Origin of the sequence: Bacteroides muris (ex Fokt et al. 2023), from assembly GCF_024704895.1 — a bacterium.
Lineage (GTDB): Bacteria > Bacteroidota > Bacteroidia > Bacteroidales > Bacteroidaceae > Bacteroides > Bacteroides muris.
Map to the genome: position 1 here is coordinate 1 of NZ_JAMZEE010000003.1, position 16,955 is coordinate 16,955.

Annotated in this window: 19 protein-coding genes and 1 tRNA gene; 16 read left to right on the plus strand and 4 right to left on the minus strand. The window is 40.6% G+C overall.

The genetic code is table 11. From position 1 onward, the window contains the following. Window positions 1–317: 317 nt before the first annotated feature. From M1B78_RS01500 to M1B78_RS01535, 8 genes are all read left to right on the plus strand, one after another. On the plus strand, window positions 318–926 hold the full coding sequence (locus tag M1B78_RS01500) for a hypothetical protein (RefSeq protein ID WP_176467825.1): 609 nt from the start codon (window positions 318–320) through the stop codon (window positions 924–926). 418 nt (window positions 927–1,344) lie between these two features. Further along, window positions 1,345–1,686, plus strand: a complete 342-nt coding sequence (locus tag M1B78_RS01505) for a hypothetical protein (protein WP_346015102.1) — start codon at window positions 1,345–1,347, stop codon at window positions 1,684–1,686. 22 nt (window positions 1,687–1,708) lie between these two features. Next, window positions 1,709–2,233, plus strand: coding sequence for a glycoside hydrolase family 108 protein (locus tag M1B78_RS01510; RefSeq protein ID WP_257939712.1), 525 nt, complete (start codon window positions 1,709–1,711; stop codon window positions 2,231–2,233). Beyond that, window positions 2,230–2,691, plus strand: a complete 462-nt coding sequence (locus M1B78_RS01515; protein ID WP_257939713.1) for a DUF6808 domain-containing protein — start codon at window positions 2,230–2,232, stop codon at window positions 2,689–2,691. The genes M1B78_RS01510 and M1B78_RS01515 overlap by 4 nt, the downstream gene beginning before the upstream one ends. A gap of 315 nt (window positions 2,692–3,006) precedes the next feature. Next, entirely contained in the window at window positions 3,007–4,041 is a 1,035-nt protein-coding gene (locus M1B78_RS01520) for a DUF262 domain-containing protein (protein WP_257939714.1), read from the plus strand. Then, window positions 4,038–5,090 carry a hypothetical protein gene (locus M1B78_RS01525; protein ID WP_257939715.1) on the plus strand — a complete coding sequence of 351 codons (1,053 nt, stop codon included), beginning with the start codon at window positions 4,038–4,040 and terminating at the stop codon, window positions 5,088–5,090. Before M1B78_RS01520 ends, M1B78_RS01525 begins: the two co-directional genes overlap by 4 nt. A 708-nt stretch (window positions 5,091–5,798) precedes the next feature. After that, entirely contained in the window at window positions 5,799–6,125 is a 327-nt protein-coding gene (locus M1B78_RS01530; RefSeq protein WP_005825585.1) for a hypothetical protein, read from the plus strand. A 213-nt stretch (window positions 6,126–6,338) separates the two neighbouring features. Further along, on the plus strand, window positions 6,339–6,620 hold the full coding sequence (locus M1B78_RS01535) for a hypothetical protein (protein ID WP_005825583.1): 282 nt from the start codon (window positions 6,339–6,341) through the stop codon (window positions 6,618–6,620). A 68-nt stretch (window positions 6,621–6,688) separates the two neighbouring features. Here M1B78_RS01535 and M1B78_RS01540 read toward each other — a convergent pair whose 3' ends face one another. Further along, window positions 6,689–7,093, minus strand: coding sequence for a DUF5053 domain-containing protein (locus M1B78_RS01540; protein WP_117866126.1), 405 nt, complete (start codon window positions 7,091–7,093; stop codon window positions 6,689–6,691). Window positions 7,094–7,136: 43 nt separating this feature from the next. Beyond that, a complete protein-coding gene (locus tag M1B78_RS01545; RefSeq protein WP_117589094.1) occupies window positions 7,137–7,319 on the minus strand; it encodes a hypothetical protein in 183 nt (60 codons plus the stop codon). Between the two features lie 316 nt (window positions 7,320–7,635). On the opposite strand from M1B78_RS01545, the gene M1B78_RS01550 reads away from it, so the two are divergent. After that, window positions 7,636–7,845 carry a hypothetical protein gene (locus tag M1B78_RS01550; RefSeq protein ID WP_257939716.1) on the plus strand — a complete coding sequence of 70 codons (210 nt, stop codon included), beginning with the start codon at window positions 7,636–7,638 and terminating at the stop codon, window positions 7,843–7,845. Here M1B78_RS01550 and M1B78_RS01555 read toward each other — a convergent pair. Further along, window positions 7,837–9,012, minus strand: coding sequence for a tyrosine-type recombinase/integrase (locus M1B78_RS01555; RefSeq protein ID WP_257939717.1), 1,176 nt, complete (start codon window positions 9,010–9,012; stop codon window positions 7,837–7,839). The genes M1B78_RS01550 and M1B78_RS01555 overlap by 9 nt on opposite strands. Before the next feature lie 134 nt (window positions 9,013–9,146). Further along, window positions 9,147–9,220: transfer RNA gene (locus M1B78_RS01560), tRNA-Ala, on the minus strand. A 103-nt stretch (window positions 9,221–9,323) separates the two neighbouring features. Between M1B78_RS01560 and M1B78_RS01565 the strand changes: the two genes are divergently transcribed. From M1B78_RS01565 to M1B78_RS01595, 7 genes are all read left to right on the plus strand, one after another. Next, window positions 9,324–9,629, plus strand: a complete 306-nt coding sequence (locus M1B78_RS01565; protein WP_136009413.1) for a DUF4286 family protein — start codon at window positions 9,324–9,326, stop codon at window positions 9,627–9,629. Beyond that, window positions 9,626–10,204 carry a crossover junction endodeoxyribonuclease RuvC gene (gene ruvC, locus M1B78_RS01570; protein ID WP_257939718.1) on the plus strand — a complete coding sequence of 193 codons (579 nt, stop codon included), beginning with the start codon at window positions 9,626–9,628 and terminating at the stop codon, window positions 10,202–10,204. Before M1B78_RS01565 ends, ruvC begins: the two co-directional genes overlap by 4 nt. A 24-nt stretch (window positions 10,205–10,228) precedes the next feature. Then, window positions 10,229–12,226, plus strand: coding sequence for a type I pullulanase (gene pulA, locus M1B78_RS01575; RefSeq protein ID WP_257939719.1), 1,998 nt, complete (start codon window positions 10,229–10,231; stop codon window positions 12,224–12,226). A 10-nt stretch (window positions 12,227–12,236) separates the two neighbouring features. After that, window positions 12,237–13,706: an ATP-binding cassette domain-containing protein gene (locus tag M1B78_RS01580; protein ID WP_257939785.1), complete on the plus strand. Its 1,470-nt coding sequence runs from the start codon at window positions 12,237–12,239 to the stop codon at window positions 13,704–13,706. Between the two features lie 18 nt (window positions 13,707–13,724). After that, window positions 13,725–15,017, plus strand: a complete 1,293-nt coding sequence (locus tag M1B78_RS01585; RefSeq protein ID WP_257939720.1) for a hypothetical protein — start codon at window positions 13,725–13,727, stop codon at window positions 15,015–15,017. A gap of 177 nt (window positions 15,018–15,194) precedes the next feature. After that, entirely contained in the window at window positions 15,195–16,412 is a 1,218-nt protein-coding gene (locus M1B78_RS01590; RefSeq protein ID WP_257939721.1) for a 6-bladed beta-propeller, read from the plus strand. A gap of 98 nt (window positions 16,413–16,510) precedes the next feature. Continuing rightward, window positions 16,511–16,945, plus strand: coding sequence for a hypothetical protein (locus tag M1B78_RS01595; protein WP_257939722.1), 435 nt, complete (start codon window positions 16,511–16,513; stop codon window positions 16,943–16,945). Window positions 16,946–16,955 lie beyond the last annotated feature (10 nt).

Genomic DNA, 16,955 nt, shown 5'->3' on the forward strand with positions numbered 1-16,955 from the left:
AAGGGTGGAAAGAATTCGCATTACAAGCTTACAGGAAAGGAACCTCTCATTAGAACTATGCTCGAATATGGTTATTCAAAGGCTGCTATCTGTCGTAAGCTTAAATGCAATCCTAAAACATTGGATGACCATTTGCGAAGAATGGAAGTCTAAAATTAGGAAATACCGAACTCTGTTTCTATATTTGTAATCCCCGAAACAATAGAGACAACATGAATCTTCTATGAAGGAGTGTAACCCGTAGTCAGTCGGGTTCCGGTATCTATGCCGGTGGGGACACTTCTTTATAGAGGATTCGCCATTTTTTTATTAATACTATGAGAAAGAATTTTGCTATTGCAATATGTGGAATTTTCGCCATAATCTGCGTAGGTAGTGCTATTGGAATGTTTTATGTTAAGACAGAGCCAATGAATATTGATTTGATGGCTGCATTGGTAGGTGTGTTATCGATATTGGTAACGGTATTAATAGGCTTTCAAATAGCCAATTATTTCTTTGCAAAGGATTATCTTCTCAAAGTCATTAATGAAAAGGTTGATGCGAAATTGGGAAAGATAACGCATACAATCAAGGGATATTCTTTGTATGCGAGGGATAAGTTTTATTTTCATTCATTCTATATTAATGCTTTCGACCTATATATGGAAGCTTTAAACGAAGTTGTTATAGGCGGTGATGCAGAATCAATAGATTACATTGCAAGCAAAGTTATTATGGTTATAGAAGAAATGGAGAAACAGAATAAGTGCTACATTATGACGATGTATAAATTGAAGTATATTAAAATTGCAAATAAGCTGAAAGGAGAAAACTGCAATAGGATATTAAATTTCATCTTAGAGGCTGGAGGTGTAGATGGAGACGGCAGCACTTTTATTTATCCACCTCAGACTCCTCAAATTCAGAAGGATGAGGGAAAATAAAAGTAGCTCCGCTATCAACAAGTATTTTGGCTATAAGCCTGCATATTCCTATGAATAATGCGAGTCCTCCAACTGTCAATAGTGTTATTAAAGAAATATTAGCAAAATCTGTCATTGTAAAACTAACCATAACCTTTTCCTTTCCACAAAGATAGGGAAATATTCCTTATCTAATGCTTTGATTTACACAAAATAACACCTGTCTTTGCATATAATCAAGAGCTTAGTGGCAACTTACGTTGTCATCGAGCTCTTTTTTTATGTCCTTTTTCGAGGCTGTGGAAGCAATTACTTTTGCTGTCACGGAATGTCAGTGGAAAATTGTAATTCAACAACTTGTTTGATTTCGTCTGATGTACATTTGTGCGGTGTCGGACAAAGATATGGTTATTAGTAGATTATTAAATGAATTGGTGAAATGGGTATGAATGATTGGGTTATGTTGGTGACCGCCCTCGGTGGCATCGAGGGCATCAAGCAGCTTATTAAGTGGTGGATGTCGCGCAAAACCAACGCGCGTATTGAGGACGCACATGCTGATGTCGAGGAGTTCAAGGCATTACGGGAGTACAACGAGTTCCTGCAGAAGCAGCTTTCGGAAAAGGAACAGCGATTCGTGGAGCAGACAGACCGGCTTCGTAAGGTGCAGGATGAGTTATTTACACTGAAGGAGGCTAATTCAGACTTGAAACTGGAACTGGCGCTTAAACGGTGTGAGAGGAAGAAATGCGGTGACAGAGAACCGCAAAATGGGTATTAATTGAATAAGGAGGAAAATTGAAATGGCGAATGTGAATCAACTTGCACCGTTTATCCTAAAATGGGAAGGCGGTTTCGTGAATGACCCGGCAGACCTTGGAGGCGCAACGAACATGGGAGTGACTATCGGCACGTGGAAGTCATGCGGCTATGACAAGGACGGTGACGGTGATATAGACGTGGATGACCTGCGTCTGCTTACCCGTGAGGATGTCGTTAAACGGGTGCTAAAGCCGCATTATTGGGATAGGTGGAAGGCAGATTTGATAACGAGCCAGTCTGTGGCGAATATCCTTGTCGATTGGGTGTGGGCATCCGGTACGCATGGAATAAAGATTCCTCAACGTTTGCTTGGTGTTACTGTGGATGGAATAGTAGGTCCTAAGACACTTGCTGCGGTGAATGCCAGGAACCCGCGTGAGTTGTTCGACATGATTAAGATTGCACGGTTTGACTTCATCGAGGATATATGCCGTTCTCGTCCGGCGAACAATAAATTTAAGAGAGGCTGGATGAACCGTATAAACGATTTAAGGTTCGAGGAATGAAAAAGTTACCGTGGATATTGATTGTACTGCTGGTAATTGCTTGTGTGACGGCTTGGTTCCGTCCGCATGAGCAGCCTCCGGCTGAAGTTCGTGTAGAGACGAAGATAAAGACGGTTGTCAAGGTAGATACGATGCTTATCTCTGCACCGATGGCTGTGTTCTGGCGTTTCGTGCCGGATGATACGACATGGATAGGTGATACCTTGCTTCATCGCCGACAAGTGGTGTATTCAGATAGTTTATATCGTGCGATAGTGAGCGGATATGTAGACCCTCGGCTGGATAGTATGGTGGTGTATCCGAAGACTGTGTATCAGACGGTGACGAATGATATTTATCATCCGGTGATTGTCAAACCGAAAAGGAAGCGTTGGGGATTTGGCTTGCAGGCTGGATATGGCTATCCGGGTGGATGGTATGTTGGGGCTGGGGTGAGCTATAATTTGTTTATGTGGTAGGAGTATTTTTAACATATAGACGTAAGTCTCTAATTTTTTCTATTATAGTATTTGTAGGAAGACTTTATGGTAAATGTTGTAACAACGAAAATTTTATTTAATCTTTATCCACGAATTTGATAGCGATATCGCATATGAAATAATATAAACATAACAACCTGAACTAAGCGGTTATCATTTGTGAAAACGATTATCGCTTATTTTTTTGCTTATAAAATTCTTTCTATTTGAAAAAAATATATCTTTGCAACTAGGGATTAAATGTAAACTGAAAAAAATATTTGCATTCATAAACTATCTAATTTTATCTTTAATATGAGAAAACAAAATTTTCAAACAGTAAGTTGGTTTAATGACATCTATCGAAGAGATTTGTTAAATTTGTCACCATCTTATCAAAGAAGGAGTGTCTGGAGTCAAGAATATAAAGACTTTTTTATTGATACTATACTACTTAATTACCCAGCACCTGCCCTTTTCCTATTTGAAGAGATAGATACAAACGGTGTGGCCAAGTATAATGTTGTAGATGGTAAACAACGATTAACAACTATTTTTGATTTCGTAGATAATAAATTTCCAATATCTGAAAAAGCTACAAATAAGAATCTTAGAGGTAAATATTTTGATGATTTAAATAACGATATAAAGATAAATATTTGGAACTATAGCTTTATTGTAGAGTACATACCTTCTGAAAATGAAAGTATAATAAACGATATTTTCGATAGAATAAATCGAAATACGGCAAAATTATCAGCGCAAGAATTGAGGCATGCTAAATATTCAGGTGCTTTTATCACAACATCCGAGAATATGACTGATTTATTTTATTCAGAATTGCGTGATAATGTCCCACGTATTACTAGTCAAGCAAGAAAACAAATGAAAGATGTTGAATTCGTAGCTCAGCTTTTATTACTAATCGAAGAAGGCCCCAAAGGCTATTCACAAGAAGAGATAGACGTTGCTTTTAATGATAGAGATGAAGAATGGGTAAACGAAACATATGTTGTTGAACTTTTTAAGAGAGCTATAAATGTTATAAAAGAAATTTGGGCAAATGATGAAAGTGGAAAAATGAAAGGTTCCAGATTAATGAATCAAGCTGATTTTTACTCTTTATTCGGAGCTATAATCCTTAACTTGAAAGAAGGAAAAATATATTTAGCACCAGCTTATTATGATAAGTTGATGGATTTTATGGATAAAGTTAATGATGAAGAATATAGATCAAATAATCCATCATTTGAGAATTATTATCAGAATGCAAGAGCTGCATCCAATAGAACATCAGCTCGTAAAGATAGAATTCAAATATTGCAAGATTATTTAAATACTAATCTATGATTGTTCCAAAATTAATCCAAGATTATTATAGTCAACAAGAGCCATATGTAAAGATATTGAAAAGAAAAGTAGAAGAGACTCTACTTCCTTACTGCTCAAGTTTAGGCTATGCTTTCTTAGGTAGAATCAAAACTGTTCAGTCTTTGAGTGAAAAGATAGAAACTGGTCGATTTAGTAGTTGGAGTGAAATTGATGATTTGTATGCTGCTACGATTGTGGTTCCTAATAAAGGTAAAGAAAAAGGTGTAATAGAACATATTGGTACATTATTTGATATTATAAAGAGCAAAAGAAGGGAGACAACCGAAAATGATCCTGATGTCTTCAGATTTGACCATACAAGAATGTATTGTCAAATGAAAGATATGTCAATTTCTCATCAGGTTAAGAGTATTGTATTTGAAATACAAGTAAAAACAGTATTCGAATATGCATGGGGGGTATCTACCCATGATTTATTTTATAAAGCGGATATAATTGATTGGAGGTTATCTAGATTAGCTGCACAATTAAAAGCTTCTGTGGAACAACTAGATATGATTGTAGCAGATTCTTCAAATGCTTATTTGCATGTAGTTCCGAGTCCTTCTAAAAAGACGGATTTAAGAAGGTTAACATTAGAATTGATTACTGATTTTTTTAATAATCCTGAAGTTCCAGAAGAAATATGTCCCAAAGACAAATCAAGGTTGTCAGATAATATTTGTTCTTTAATTAAAAAAGTAGATATTGACAAAATTAAGCACTTGTTTTCTTTTGCAAATGTGAAAGCAAATATTTTGAAACGGGCAAATTTCCCTCGTTCTATTTCTGCTTTTCAATTTTTTATAGGGGTGGCAATTGAGAATGGTATTCAATTAAATGAGAATAAGGCGCTATTAATAACATTCGAACTTGAAACTATTTTCCCTGCCTCAAAAAGAATATCACATCGTTTCATGCCACCAAAGGTAGAATTCGAAAAGAAAGTTTTTGGTTCTTATAAAAAACAACTGACTCCATTACAAAGATTGAAAAAATCTCAGAGAAAGAGAAAGACCAGAAAATAATAGTTAATTTATATAGATATACACGTTTAAAGTCCATGATATTTGTCATCTTGGCTTCCATTGAGGTTTTTATCATACTTTTCTTTTATAAAAATTCTCTCAAATCACGTAGGGAATTTCAGAAAAGCAGTTGTCTTTATAGTAGAATCCGGTATATAGTGTTAGTATAGTCCTTCTTTCAGCCATTGCAGTTTCTTTATACTGGATTTACAGAATGTTCCAACATTGTGTGCTCTAATTGATTGTAGATATTGAAAGGAACATGCTGTACCTCAGCTTTTATGCGGCTGAGGTTTTGTCGGAGACAAGAGTGCGTTGTTGAACGTGCGATGGAAATATGTGTTTAACCAAATTATTAGTTATGAAAAAAGAGTTTTGTATGGTAATTGCATTTGCTATGGCTTTAGCCGGGTTATTTATGCTTATGTTTATGTCATTTGATTAGTGAATGTCTGTTTGTTGACTGTTTTATAGAAGGGGCGGCTTATTCAGCTGCCTTGTTCCATTTCCCAGGAATTAAGTAATCCATATTGTGTAATTATTCCCCATGTGTGGTACTCAGTTCCACATATTTCCACACATAATTATTCCTTCTTGTTTTTATAATATGCTGATGTATAGTGTATTATGTACTGATGTACATCATGGCATATCGTTTGTTCTATAGTTAATACAAAAACTATATTTATTTACTTAAAACTTACGATTATGAAAAAAGTATTGGTAGCATTAGCAATGGTTATGGGATTAGGCAGTTCAGTAGCATTTGCTTACGTGGTTTCTGGAACACAGTCTGTAGAGCAAACTCAGCAAAATCCTCAGGATGAGTTCACAAAAGTGGAAGTAAAAGACTTGCCTCAGGCAGTTATGAATGTCTTGGCTAAGGACTATGAGGGGGCTGTAATAAAGGAGGCTTTCATTTCCGAGAAAGAAACCGGTAAGATTTATAAGGTTGTGTTGACCATCACCGAGGAAAATCAATCCACTGAAGAAGTAACGGTACTTCTGAATGAAAAAGGAGAAACTGTAGAATGAATGGAAACTCTGTAGTGGTTCGGCATCCATCTACAGAGATGATTCGAGATGCTTTTATGTCTATCTCGTTAATGCGAAAGGGGCGGCTGAATAGTCGCTCTTTTTGTTTATATTGTAATAATAGTTCGTTTCTTTTTCGTCAGAAATTCCTATTATAGAGGGTTGTTTTATACAAAATAATGTTTATATTTGTATTCTAATCCCTATTGTATTATGAATGACAAACAACAACTTCTAATTGATTGTATTTCCCTTCTTCCCGTTATAGGCATTCTGGTTTTGATAACTGTTGCCAATGACCAGCTTGTTACTATGGTTGCTGCCTATGTGCTTTGCGGAGAACTCTTATGCGTATTGGTTAGCAGGATATTAAATTTGTACTATATTGATGTGGCTTTTGTTTGGTTGGGTGGGATTATGCTTTGGTTGTGGTATTGGCTCTGGTTGGAGTCAAGCCATGTAGTGATGGAGATTGTGGAAAAGGCAGTTGAATGAATCGCTCCTCTTTCAGTAAAAATCCCCGTAGCGGCTCAACTACGGGGATGGTGTCAAATAACAGAGTATCAATATGAGATACTAAGTGAGCCTATTTTTTGAGATATGTCTTGTAGTGCATTGTTGAATGTCTGTAATTCTTCTTTGGTAAAGCGTGCCGGTTTCCCGTTTACCAGATTGCCATTTAACCTCTGATATAACCACGAACGGCTCTTGTTGAAATACTTTTTCGCAAGATAGCTTAGAGAAACTATTTCGGCAACTTCTTGTAATTGCAATTTGATTGCACTTTCTTCTATAACGTCCAGTTTCCTATCAATGTTCTGTAAGCGTTCTGATACGAAATCTGCAATAGCTTTTTTATCTTCTTCCGAATTGTACTTGGCGGCTATTTCTCTCATTTTGGTATAGAACTCTGGAGAGTCTGTACCAAGTAGTGGCTTTAATGCCAGTAATTCATCTTTCAGTGCCATATATTTGTTTTTTAGTGCCCTCTCCGGAGAGAGGGACTTTGTTTTACTTCTTTTTTTCTAACTCTTTCAATATTTTGTCGATTGTCAGTAATCGGTCTAATCTTTTATCAATCTCTTTTTCCTGGTTAGTTCCGGTAACTTCGGCAATAAACCTTAGCTGGTCTAATTCTTTTTTGAGGAATGCTCTTTGTATAAGCAGGTCCTTTTTAATTTGTTCGTTACTCATGTTGATTACTTTTGTTATTTGACATTACAAAGATAATAATCTTTTGGTTATTAAACAACTATTGCATGAATTATTTTCGTTATCTCGCATATTTTTTCCATATTTGCAGTGCGTTACATACTTTATTGAATAGGAGGAATAGTAATATTCCGACCGTAGAGCTACTGGTGATAAATTTTGCCAGTAGCTTGTTCATATACGGTTCCGACCCCCGTGTGATAGCTTAATGGTTTCACTGTATCCTCCTATTTGAGAATATGTAACGCAACGGGAAAGCGGAACCGTTCTTTTTTCCGCTTCTTAATCCGGTTGTGTTATGGGTAAACTTGAATCATCCTTTCCGAAGCTCACAAAGTCCTTTATTGGCTATGGTCACTATCAGCTGACAGTTACGTATTCCGACTGTGTGAAAACAGCACTGACGGGAGATACAGACTTAATAGACCGTTTGAACTCCGACATAGAAAAGGAGAGGGAAGATGCCACTGCCGAAGCAATAGCTTTCGTCCAAGAACAATCACTTTAGCCCATCGAGGATTTTCCTTATTGCTATATCTGCATGTTTCCTCATAATCTTTACATAGTTGAAGATGGGACGGTTTTTCTTCATGCTTTGACCAATGCAGTATTCAAGGGTTTCCAAAGATATTCCTAGCTCAAACCCATGTTGAACGAATGATTTACGTGCAGAGTAATAGACTACATGCGATTCAATGCCGATATTTTCTGCAAGACGCTTAATCTCTTTGGTAACAAACTTCCTAAAATTGTCATAAGTGTATTTATAGCCAAAATTGAGCTTGCCATTTTTTCCCATCCATTCTTTTATTATCGGTTTGGCCTCTTCCGGTATGCTGAAACTTATCTTTTTATCCCCTTTTTTGGTGTTCTTTGATTTTTCCCGGATATACTCTATGGTGTCTCTGTTTTTAAAATTGAATTGCATCAGGTCAATAAGGTTTATCCCCCCAAGGTAATAGGATAGCATAAAAAGGTCACGGGCCATCCGAAGGGATTTTTCTTTTGGGGTGGAATCCCTTATCTGCTTTACCTCATCGACGCTAATGTCAAGCTCTCGTATATTGCCTTCCGGCTTTTCGTAATATTCAAAAGGGTGCGTGTCATACGATACCTTCTTGTCCCGGACGGCTTGATTAAGTATTGCCTTTAAATGTGCCATATGTGTACCGCGCGTGACCGGATTTAGGTTTTTCTCATTCTTTAGGTAGACATCGAACTCCTTGATGGTTCGTGGAGTGATGCCATCCAGCATTACATCTAATTTGATGAAATCATTGAAGTATCTGCAGGTACGGCGGTAAAGTTCAGCCGTGCTCTTTCTACCTTCCTTTTCCATATTAATGATATAGTCAGTAGATGCAGATGAAAAAGGTGCTGCCCCTTGTTTTATATTGGATAGGTATTCAACGACTTGGGCACATGTATATGATTGTGTGCTAATTCTATCTAATGCTTCTTGGTAGGAGTTTAGAATACTTCTGAGTTTCATGTTTACATATGAAGCATTTGGTATACCTATTACTTGGCCGTCTTTGAATTGCGACAAGTCATCAATGTTGAAGCGAGTAACAAGATACCTTGTTTCCTGCTTGTGTCCAATTGCAATTCTGATTTTGTGTTTTCCGCTTTTCAGCATCTTAGCTGGAACAACGGCAAGTTTGAGAGTTGTCATAATTGTTCTGGATTCGTTTTCGACAAGTTCTAAATGTCAAAAGTGACAGAATTTGTCTTTTTTTTAATCCAAAACGAAATTTGGAAATTCCTTTAGATGAGCTACAATACCTTGTAAGACCGTTTTTTAGGAGGTGGAGCGTACCGGACTCGAACCGGTCACCTCGACACTGCCAGTGTCGCGCTCTAGCCAGATGAGCTAACGCCCCGTTGCCAACGTTTGCGGGCTTGCTTTCATTTTTGATGGTGCAAATATAATGCATTATTCTGAAATAATTGCTATGTTTGCGAAAGAATTTGAAAAAATAAGTTATGCTGATATATAATACCACTTATCATGTAGAGAAAGGAGAAGACAAAAACTTCCTGATATGGATGCAGGAACACTATCTTCCCGAGGTAGAAAAGAATGGAATATTGTATGCTCCACGTATAGCCCGTATCTTGAGTCATATTGAGGAAGGAAGTATCTGTTATTCTGTTCAGTTTGAGGTAGAGAACTCTGCCAAACTGCATCGTTGGCATCAAGAGCAAGGAGTGAAACTGAATGAGGAATTACTGAATATCTTTAAGAATAAAGTGATTGGATTTCCTACATTGATGGAGGTAATAATGTGATACAACCGGTCAAAGAGAAAATAATATTGGGTATAGACCCTGGTACCACCATTATGGGGTATGGAGTATTGCGTGTGGCAGGTGTCAAGCCAGAAATGATAGCTATGGGAATTATTGACCTCCGCAAATTTGGAGACCACTATCTGAAGTTACGCCATATTCATGAACGGATACTGAGTATCATAGAGAGTTATTTGCCTGATGAGCTTGCTATTGAAGCCCCTTTCTTTGGAAAGAATGTACAGTCCATGTTGAAGTTGGGGCGTGCGCAAGGCATAGCAATGGCAGCTGCTTTGAGTAGGGATATTCCCATTACGGAATATGCTCCTTTAAAAATAAAGATGGCAATCACCGGAAACGGACAAGCATCCAAGGAACAGGTGGCGAACATGTTGCAGCGTATGCTGCATTTTCCTAAAGAGGATATGCCTACTTTTATGGATGCAACGGACGGGCTTGCTGCTGCCTATTGTCACTTTCTGCAGATGGGGCGTCCCACGGTGGAGAAAGGTTATCATGGCTGGAAAGACTTTATTGCCAAAAATCCGGATAAGGTGAAGAAGTATAAGAATTGAAATGTAGAATATAAAAATAATATCATGAAATTGAATGAACTTGCTATCATTGGAGTGGCTGCGACAACGGTTGTAAGCTGCACTCCCGCGAAGACGGAGTATGCTTCGTATGAACTTTACCCTGTTCGTTCGGGTAGTCTGACAGAGATGGAATATACACCTGCTGCCACGCAATTCACGTTATGGGCGCCTACGGCGGATGAAGTTCGCCTGATGTTGTTCGAAGCAGGAGATGGAGGTCATGCCTACGAAACTATTTCAATGGAATCATCTGAAGAAGGGACTTGGAAAGCTAAAGTTGAAAAGGACTTGATCGGTAAATTCTACACATTCAATGTGAAAATCAATGATAAGTGGTTGGGGGACACTCCGGGTATCAATGCCAAAGCTGTAGGGGTGAATGGAAAGCGTGCCGCCATCATCGACATGAAATCCACGGACCCCGAAGGATGGGCAGATGATAAACGTCCGGCATTGGCCTCTCCTGCCGATGTGATTCTTTATGAAATGCACCATCGTGATATGTCCATCGACCCGTCGTCGGGTATTGAGCATAAAGGAAAGTTCCTGGCATTGACAGAACAAGGAACGGTAAGTCCCGACAAGCTGGCAACCGGCATTGACCATCTGAAAGAATTGGGAGTGACACATGTACATCTCCTTCCGTCTTATGACTATGCCTCCGTTGATGAGACAAAGCTGGACGAGAATAAGTATAATTGGGGATATGATCCGCAGAACTACAATGTGCCTGACGGCTCTTATTCCACTGACCCTTATAAGCCGGATGTTCGTATCCGCGAATTCAAGCAGATGGTGCAGGCTTTGCACAAAGCTGGTATCCGTGTTGTTCTGGATGTGGTGTATAACCATACTTTCAATACATCTGACAGCAATTTCGAACGTACAGTTCCAGGATACTTTTATCGTCAGCGGCCGGATGGCACGTATGCAAACGGTTCGGCTTGTGGCAATGAAACTGCCAGCAACCGTCCGATGATGCGTAAATACATGATTGAGTCTGTATTGCACTGGATTAATGAATACCACATTGACGGCTTCCGTTTTGACCTGATGGGTATCCATGACATCGAAACAATGAACGAAATCCGTAAGGCGGCAACGTCTGTAGATTCGACTATATTTATATATGGTGAAGGATGGGCGGCATCGGCTCCACAGATGGCGGAAGATTCTCTGGCAATGAAAGCCAATACTTATAAGATGCCGGGTGTTGCTGCTTTCTCTGACGAAATGCGTGATGCTTTGCGCGGTCCGTTCAATGACAATCATCAAGGTGCTTTCCTTGCCGGATTGCCGGGAGGAGAGGAGAGCATAAAGTTTGGTATTGTAGGAGCCATCAGGCATCCGCAAGTAAATAATGACTCTGTGAATTATAGTAAGTCTCCGTGGGCGGAACAACCTACACAGATGATCAGCTATGTTTCCTGCCATGATGATATGTGCTTGGTGGATAGGCTGAAAGCAAGTATTCCGGGTATTATTCCCGTAGAATTGGCAAAGCTTGACAAATTGGCGCAAACAGCCGTATTCACTTCACAGGGTGTACCGTTTATTTATGCCGGTGAGGAAGTGATGCGTGACAAGAAGGGAGTGCACAATAGTTTTGAGAGTCCCGATTCCATCAATGCGATTGATTGGAGACGAAAGGCGGAGCATGCAGATGTATTTGCTTATTATAAAGGTTTGATACAGCTTCGTAAGAAGCATCCGGCTTTCCGTATGGGTGATGCGGATTTGGTGCGTAAACATTTGGAATTTCTACCGGTTGACGGCAGCAATGTGGTGGCTTACCGTCTGAAAGAAAATGCCAACGGTGATGCTTGGGGAGATATTATAGTAGTCTTGAATGCCCGTAAGGAGCCTGCCAAACTTACCGTACCCGAAGGTAAATATACAGTGGTCTGCAAGGATGGCTTTATCAATGAACAAGGTTTGGGTACACTGTACGGCCCCGAAGTTGTTGTTCCGGCCCAATCGGCACTGATTATGTATAAATGATGATTGGATGATGCAGCAACATACAATACACATAGCGGGGGGCGTAGTACGCAACCCGCTTGTTCGTTTGACAGAGCCTGTCACCCTTGATTTTCTGGCAGGAGAACACATTGCCATTGTAGGACCGAACGGAGCCGGAAAGAGTCTTTTGGTGGATATGCTGACGGGAAAGTATTTATTGCGTGATGGTGAGCTTACCTATGATTTCTCTCCCTCCCTCACGAAAACTGCCTATGACAATATCAGATACATTGCTTTCCGTGATACTTACGGTTCCGCCGATGCCAATTATTACTATCAACAGCGTTGGAATGCCCACGACCAGGAGGATGCTTCGTCGGTACGCGAAGTACTGGGAGAAGTAAAGGACGATGCCTTGAGGCAACGGCTATTTGAACTTTTCAGCATAGAGCCGATGCTTGACAAGAAAATCATTCTTCTCAGTAGTGGGGAACTCCGTAAGTTTCAGCTGACTAAGGCTCTATTGTCCGCTCCCCGAATTCTTATCATGGATAATCCTTTCATCGGGTTGGATGCGCCTACACGCGAACTGCTCTCCGGTTTGTTGGAACAGCTTACCAGGCTGGGCGGGTTGCAAATTGTCCTTGTGCTTTCCATGTTGGATGATATACCTTCATTTGTTACACACGTTGTTTCGGTAGATGGTATGAAGGTGAGCGGGAAGATGAAGCGCGAGGAGTATGTGCAGGCATTCTGTGTGGACAATCAGATACATATTCGGGAAGAAGCCGGTGCTTTGGAGGAATTGCGGCGGCGTATTTTTGATTTACCCTATGAGCATACGGATTTTACTTCCGATGAAGTGGTGAAGTTGAACGGGGTCAGTATCCGTTACGATGACCGTATCATTCTGAAGGAGCTGGATTGGACAGTGATGCGTGGGGAGAAGTGGGCGTTGAGTGGCGAGAACGGTTCCGGTAAGTCTACGTTACTCAGTCTGGTATGTGCCGATAATCCACAGTCGTACGCTTGTGATATCAGTCTTTTCGGACGGAAGCGCGGGACGGGGGAGAGTATTTGGGAAATCAAGAGACACATCGGTTACGTCAGTCCGGAGATGCACCGTTCTTATCTGAAGAACCTGCCTGCCATGGAGATTGTAGCTTCCGGTCTGCACGACAGTATCGGACTGTATAAGCGTCCTCACGCAGAACAGATGTCGGTATGCGAGTGGTGGATGGATATTTTCGGTATTGCCGCCTTGAAAGACAAGCCTTTTCTGCAACTTTCCAGTGGTGAACAACGTCTGGCGTTGTTGGCGCGTGCTTTCGTGAAAGACCCGGAATTGCTGATTTTGGATGAACCGCTTCATGGACTTGATACTTACAACCGTCGTCGGGTCAAGAAGATTATAGAAGCATTCTGCCACCGAAGAGATAAAACGATGATTATGGTGACTCATTATGAAAACGAGTTGCCGGGTACGATTACGAATCGGCTATTTTTGAAACGCAACTGATAATAATACTACAAAAAAATGAAGTACGGAACTCTTTACCTGTTGCTTCTGCTTTTCTTGTTGGTTTCTTGTGGAAAACAGCGTCTGGCATCGGAGCCTATGCGTCCCGATTCTGCTAGAGTGGCTTGGATTTTTTATAAGAAAATCTGGGCTGTATCCGCATTGGATAGTGTGGAAAGATATGCAAATCTGACATGTCGTTATCTTTCGGATAAAGAACTCACAGCAAGAGTGAATTACGGTGTGGCGCTTCGTTGCATGAAGTTAGGAATGTTTGAACGGGCTTTGGTCTATTATAGGAAAACAGGTGACGGGGCAGATACTTGGATACAGGGAGAAGTGTGTAGGGCCATGCCCGAGGCTTATGCCGGTATGGGGCGTTATTTGGATGCAGTCCGTTGTCTGGACTCCATACGCGATTGCAGGCAGTCTCGTTCCGTCATACCGCATTATTGCCTGGCTAAGGGAAACCTGTATGCCATGACAGGACAAGTTGATTCGGCCTGCCGTTACTATGAAAGTGCTGCTCGTTCGCTGAATCGTTGGGTGGCAGGTGTAGCTTCGCGGCGATTGAGTGCTTTTCATGCTTTGCGTGGCAAGGATAGCTTAGCTTATAATCTGGCATTGAAAGCGGATAAGATACTGATACGTGAAATCCAAAAGGAAGAAGCTACAGAAAATCGTGAGAATTATGAGAAAGAGAAAATGCAGAATGAACTGAATCGTTTGAGGATAGACAAGCAGCGGCAAGAAATCATGGTATTATCCCTTGGACTGATTGTGGTTCTGATTGTTTTTGTTTTCTATTTTGTATCGCAGCGTCGAAAACGCCAGACCGACCTCTTGTTGTTGCAGGAGAAAACGATTCGACTGGAACAGACCCGACAGTTGCTGGTGCAGGCAGAGGAGTTGACGCTTTTGCGTGAAAAGGAATCGCAGTTGCGCGAGTCTTTATTTCGCCGTATGAAGTCTTTTCATAAGATTCCTTCTTTGGAAGACAACGACCGGAAAGAAACAGATACCAACCTGCGCATTGCTTTGAGTAAAGAGGACTGGGACGATATCCGGCAGACGGTGGATAAGAGTTATGATAACTTTACGCAACGGCTGAAACGGAGTTTTCCTTCTTTGTCGGAGAAGGATGTCAATTTTTGTTGTCTGGTGAAGATTGGAGTCAGTATAAAAGACCTTTCAGATATTTATTGTATCAGTCGCACATCCGTCAGCCGTAAAAAGCAGCGGGTGAAAAAAGATAAGTTCGGATTGACTGCCGAAGATGATACTTTGGATTCTTTTTTGCGGCATTTTTAGAATTATGTGGCAAAATGTCTATATGATACTTTCTTTGTATATAGGTTATATATCTGTATTATAGTGAAATATAAAAGAAAGAAACTTCCGCTTTTGTCTATCGCGAAAATTGTGTTATTGCAATTTCTACTCTAATTTTGTTCTCATTCTATTCATGAATTTAAAAAGAATGAGGACATGAAAAACAAAAAACAGATGAGGGTCTTTTCCTTATTGATGGGGGTGGCTTTATTGGCAGGTTGCAATGGAGCCGGTAAAAAAGCGACGGATGGTTTGGCTGACTATCCGATGGTAAATTCTTTGGCCGGGCAGTCGGTGGTAGGTTCTGTGGAGGTAATGGATGGCGATTCGGTATGGGTCTGTGACTTTCCTAAATTAAAAGATACGGTTACTTTGCCTTTAAGTGCTATTGCGGAAGAGTTTCAAGTGGTGAAATTGGATAACAGTGACGAGGCGCTGGTTCCGGCAGGAGGTGTTTTGGTTTCGGACAATTATATATTGGTATATGGCAGGCAGCAGACACCTTTTAAACTATTTGACAAGTCCGGCAGGTTTCTGGCGAATATAGGCTCTTTCGGACAAGGGCCGGGTGAGTATCAGCTGGTGTATGATGCACAGATTGACGAGGCGTCGGAGCGTATTTATATCCTGCCCTGGAATGCAAAAGCTTTGCTTGCTTATGACTTGAAAGGTCAGTATGTACAGAGCATTCCTCTGCCCACACTGGTTCCGAAGGGGAAATTTAAAGTGGACAGTAAAAATTCCACTCTATCGGTATTCATCCTTCCTTTCAATAATCTGCTCTATGCGGCATGGCGTCAGGACCTTCAGGGGAATCTGCTGGATACCATTCCCGGACGTCATTTGGCGGTGCGTCCGGACTTCAGTAACGAGGTATTTAGTAACAAGGTGAACGGAAAGTTCGATGTATCTTTATTTACTTTCTTTGAACTTCGTCCCGATACGCTTTATCATTTTGAAGAGGGACGTTTGAATCCGCGTTTTACGGTGGATTTCGAGATGAAGGAAATCCCGATACATTTTTATCAGGAATTGCCCCACTGTTTTGTGGGCGACGTGACGGTAAAGAAGCAGGTAAGTGAGAATAGCTATGTCACTGATGCTCCGTCCTGTTATATCATGGACAAGAAGACGTTGAAAGGTGCTTTCTACAGATTGGTGAATGACTATCTGGGAGACATGCCCGCCTATCTTACGGTGAATGGTGATTACTATATTCTCAATATGGAGCCAGCCAAGCTAAAAGATGCTTTGGAGAAACATCTGGAAATCAAGACAAATCTTTCTTCCAAAGAACGCGAACGCTTGCAGAAGTTGGTAGATAGCATCCATGAGAATGACAATAACTATATATTATATGCTAAATTGAGATAAACCATGAAATATGTTTGTTTTCTTGTTGGTACTTTTCTCTTTTTCGACTTGCAAATAGAGAGCGGAAAAAAGAACCGGTTGTTGCCGATACTCTGTCTGTGACCGTAGAACCGGTACGTTCTGTTGAACCGTCTTTGGTTGCCGGAAGTGTCACTTTGAGCGAGGATTATTTAGTGCAGAGTTGCGGTAGTGCTCGCGGAACGGCATATTTGTATGAAACGACTGCTTCTAAGCTGTATGCCGCAGATACTACCGGCACTCTAAAGTCGGTTCCTGTAAAATTCGAGGCCATAAAAGGGAGCAGCTATTCTAGCAAGCAAATAGTCATGGCGGCGCCTGATACACTCTATTCGGTAGATAACGTCAGGGGAGGCAAGGCACTTTTCCGCACGGTATTGCAAGGTGACTCAACGGTGACGGAGCAGATTTACAATCTCTCTTTCAGTAAAAAGCACAAGGGGTGGGCTGCTTATATAGGAGACTTCCTTTATGAGTTGCCGGAAGATGTATTGCGTGGTCAACAAGCACTATGAATGCTATAAG

Excerpts from the sequence above, each read along its gene's own strand:
- M1B78_RS01545 (WP_117589094.1), bottom strand. The coding sequence starts at position 7,319 with ATGAGTAACGAACAAATTAAAAAGGACCTGCTTATACAAAGAGCATTC.
- M1B78_RS01555 (WP_257939717.1), bottom strand. The coding sequence starts at position 9,012 with ATGACAACTCTCAAACTTGCCGTTGTTCCAGCTAAGATGCTGAAAAGC.
- M1B78_RS01520 (WP_257939714.1), top strand. The coding sequence starts at position 3,007 with ATGAGAAAACAAAATTTTCAAACAGTAAGTTGGTTTAATGACATCTAT.
- pulA (WP_257939719.1), top strand. The coding sequence starts at position 10,229 with ATGAAATTGAATGAACTTGCTATCATTGGAGTGGCTGCGACAACGGTT.
- M1B78_RS01505 (WP_346015102.1), top strand. The coding sequence starts at position 1,345 with ATGGGTATGAATGATTGGGTTATGTTGGTGACCGCCCTCGGTGGCATC.
- M1B78_RS01525 (WP_257939715.1), top strand. The coding sequence starts at position 4,038 with ATGATTGTTCCAAAATTAATCCAAGATTATTATAGTCAACAAGAGCCA.
- M1B78_RS01590 (WP_257939721.1), top strand. The coding sequence starts at position 15,195 with ATGAAAAACAAAAAACAGATGAGGGTCTTTTCCTTATTGATGGGGGTG.
- M1B78_RS01500 (WP_176467825.1), top strand. The coding sequence starts at position 318 with ATGAGAAAGAATTTTGCTATTGCAATATGTGGAATTTTCGCCATAATC.
- M1B78_RS01540 (WP_117866126.1), bottom strand. The coding sequence starts at position 7,093 with ATGGCACTGAAAGATGAATTACTGGCATTAAAGCCACTACTTGGTACA.
- M1B78_RS01510 (WP_257939712.1), top strand. The coding sequence starts at position 1,709 with ATGGCGAATGTGAATCAACTTGCACCGTTTATCCTAAAATGGGAAGGC.
- M1B78_RS01515 (WP_257939713.1), top strand. The coding sequence starts at position 2,230 with ATGAAAAAGTTACCGTGGATATTGATTGTACTGCTGGTAATTGCTTGT.
- M1B78_RS01535 (WP_005825583.1), top strand. The coding sequence starts at position 6,339 with ATGAATGACAAACAACAACTTCTAATTGATTGTATTTCCCTTCTTCCC.
- M1B78_RS01565 (WP_136009413.1), top strand. The coding sequence starts at position 9,324 with ATGCTGATATATAATACCACTTATCATGTAGAGAAAGGAGAAGACAAA.
- M1B78_RS01585 (WP_257939720.1), top strand. The coding sequence starts at position 13,725 with ATGAAGTACGGAACTCTTTACCTGTTGCTTCTGCTTTTCTTGTTGGTT.
- M1B78_RS01530 (WP_005825585.1), top strand. The coding sequence starts at position 5,799 with ATGAAAAAAGTATTGGTAGCATTAGCAATGGTTATGGGATTAGGCAGT.
- M1B78_RS01580 (WP_257939785.1), top strand. The coding sequence starts at position 12,237 with ATGCAGCAACATACAATACACATAGCGGGGGGCGTAGTACGCAACCCG.
- M1B78_RS01550 (WP_257939716.1), top strand. The coding sequence starts at position 7,636 with ATGGGTAAACTTGAATCATCCTTTCCGAAGCTCACAAAGTCCTTTATT.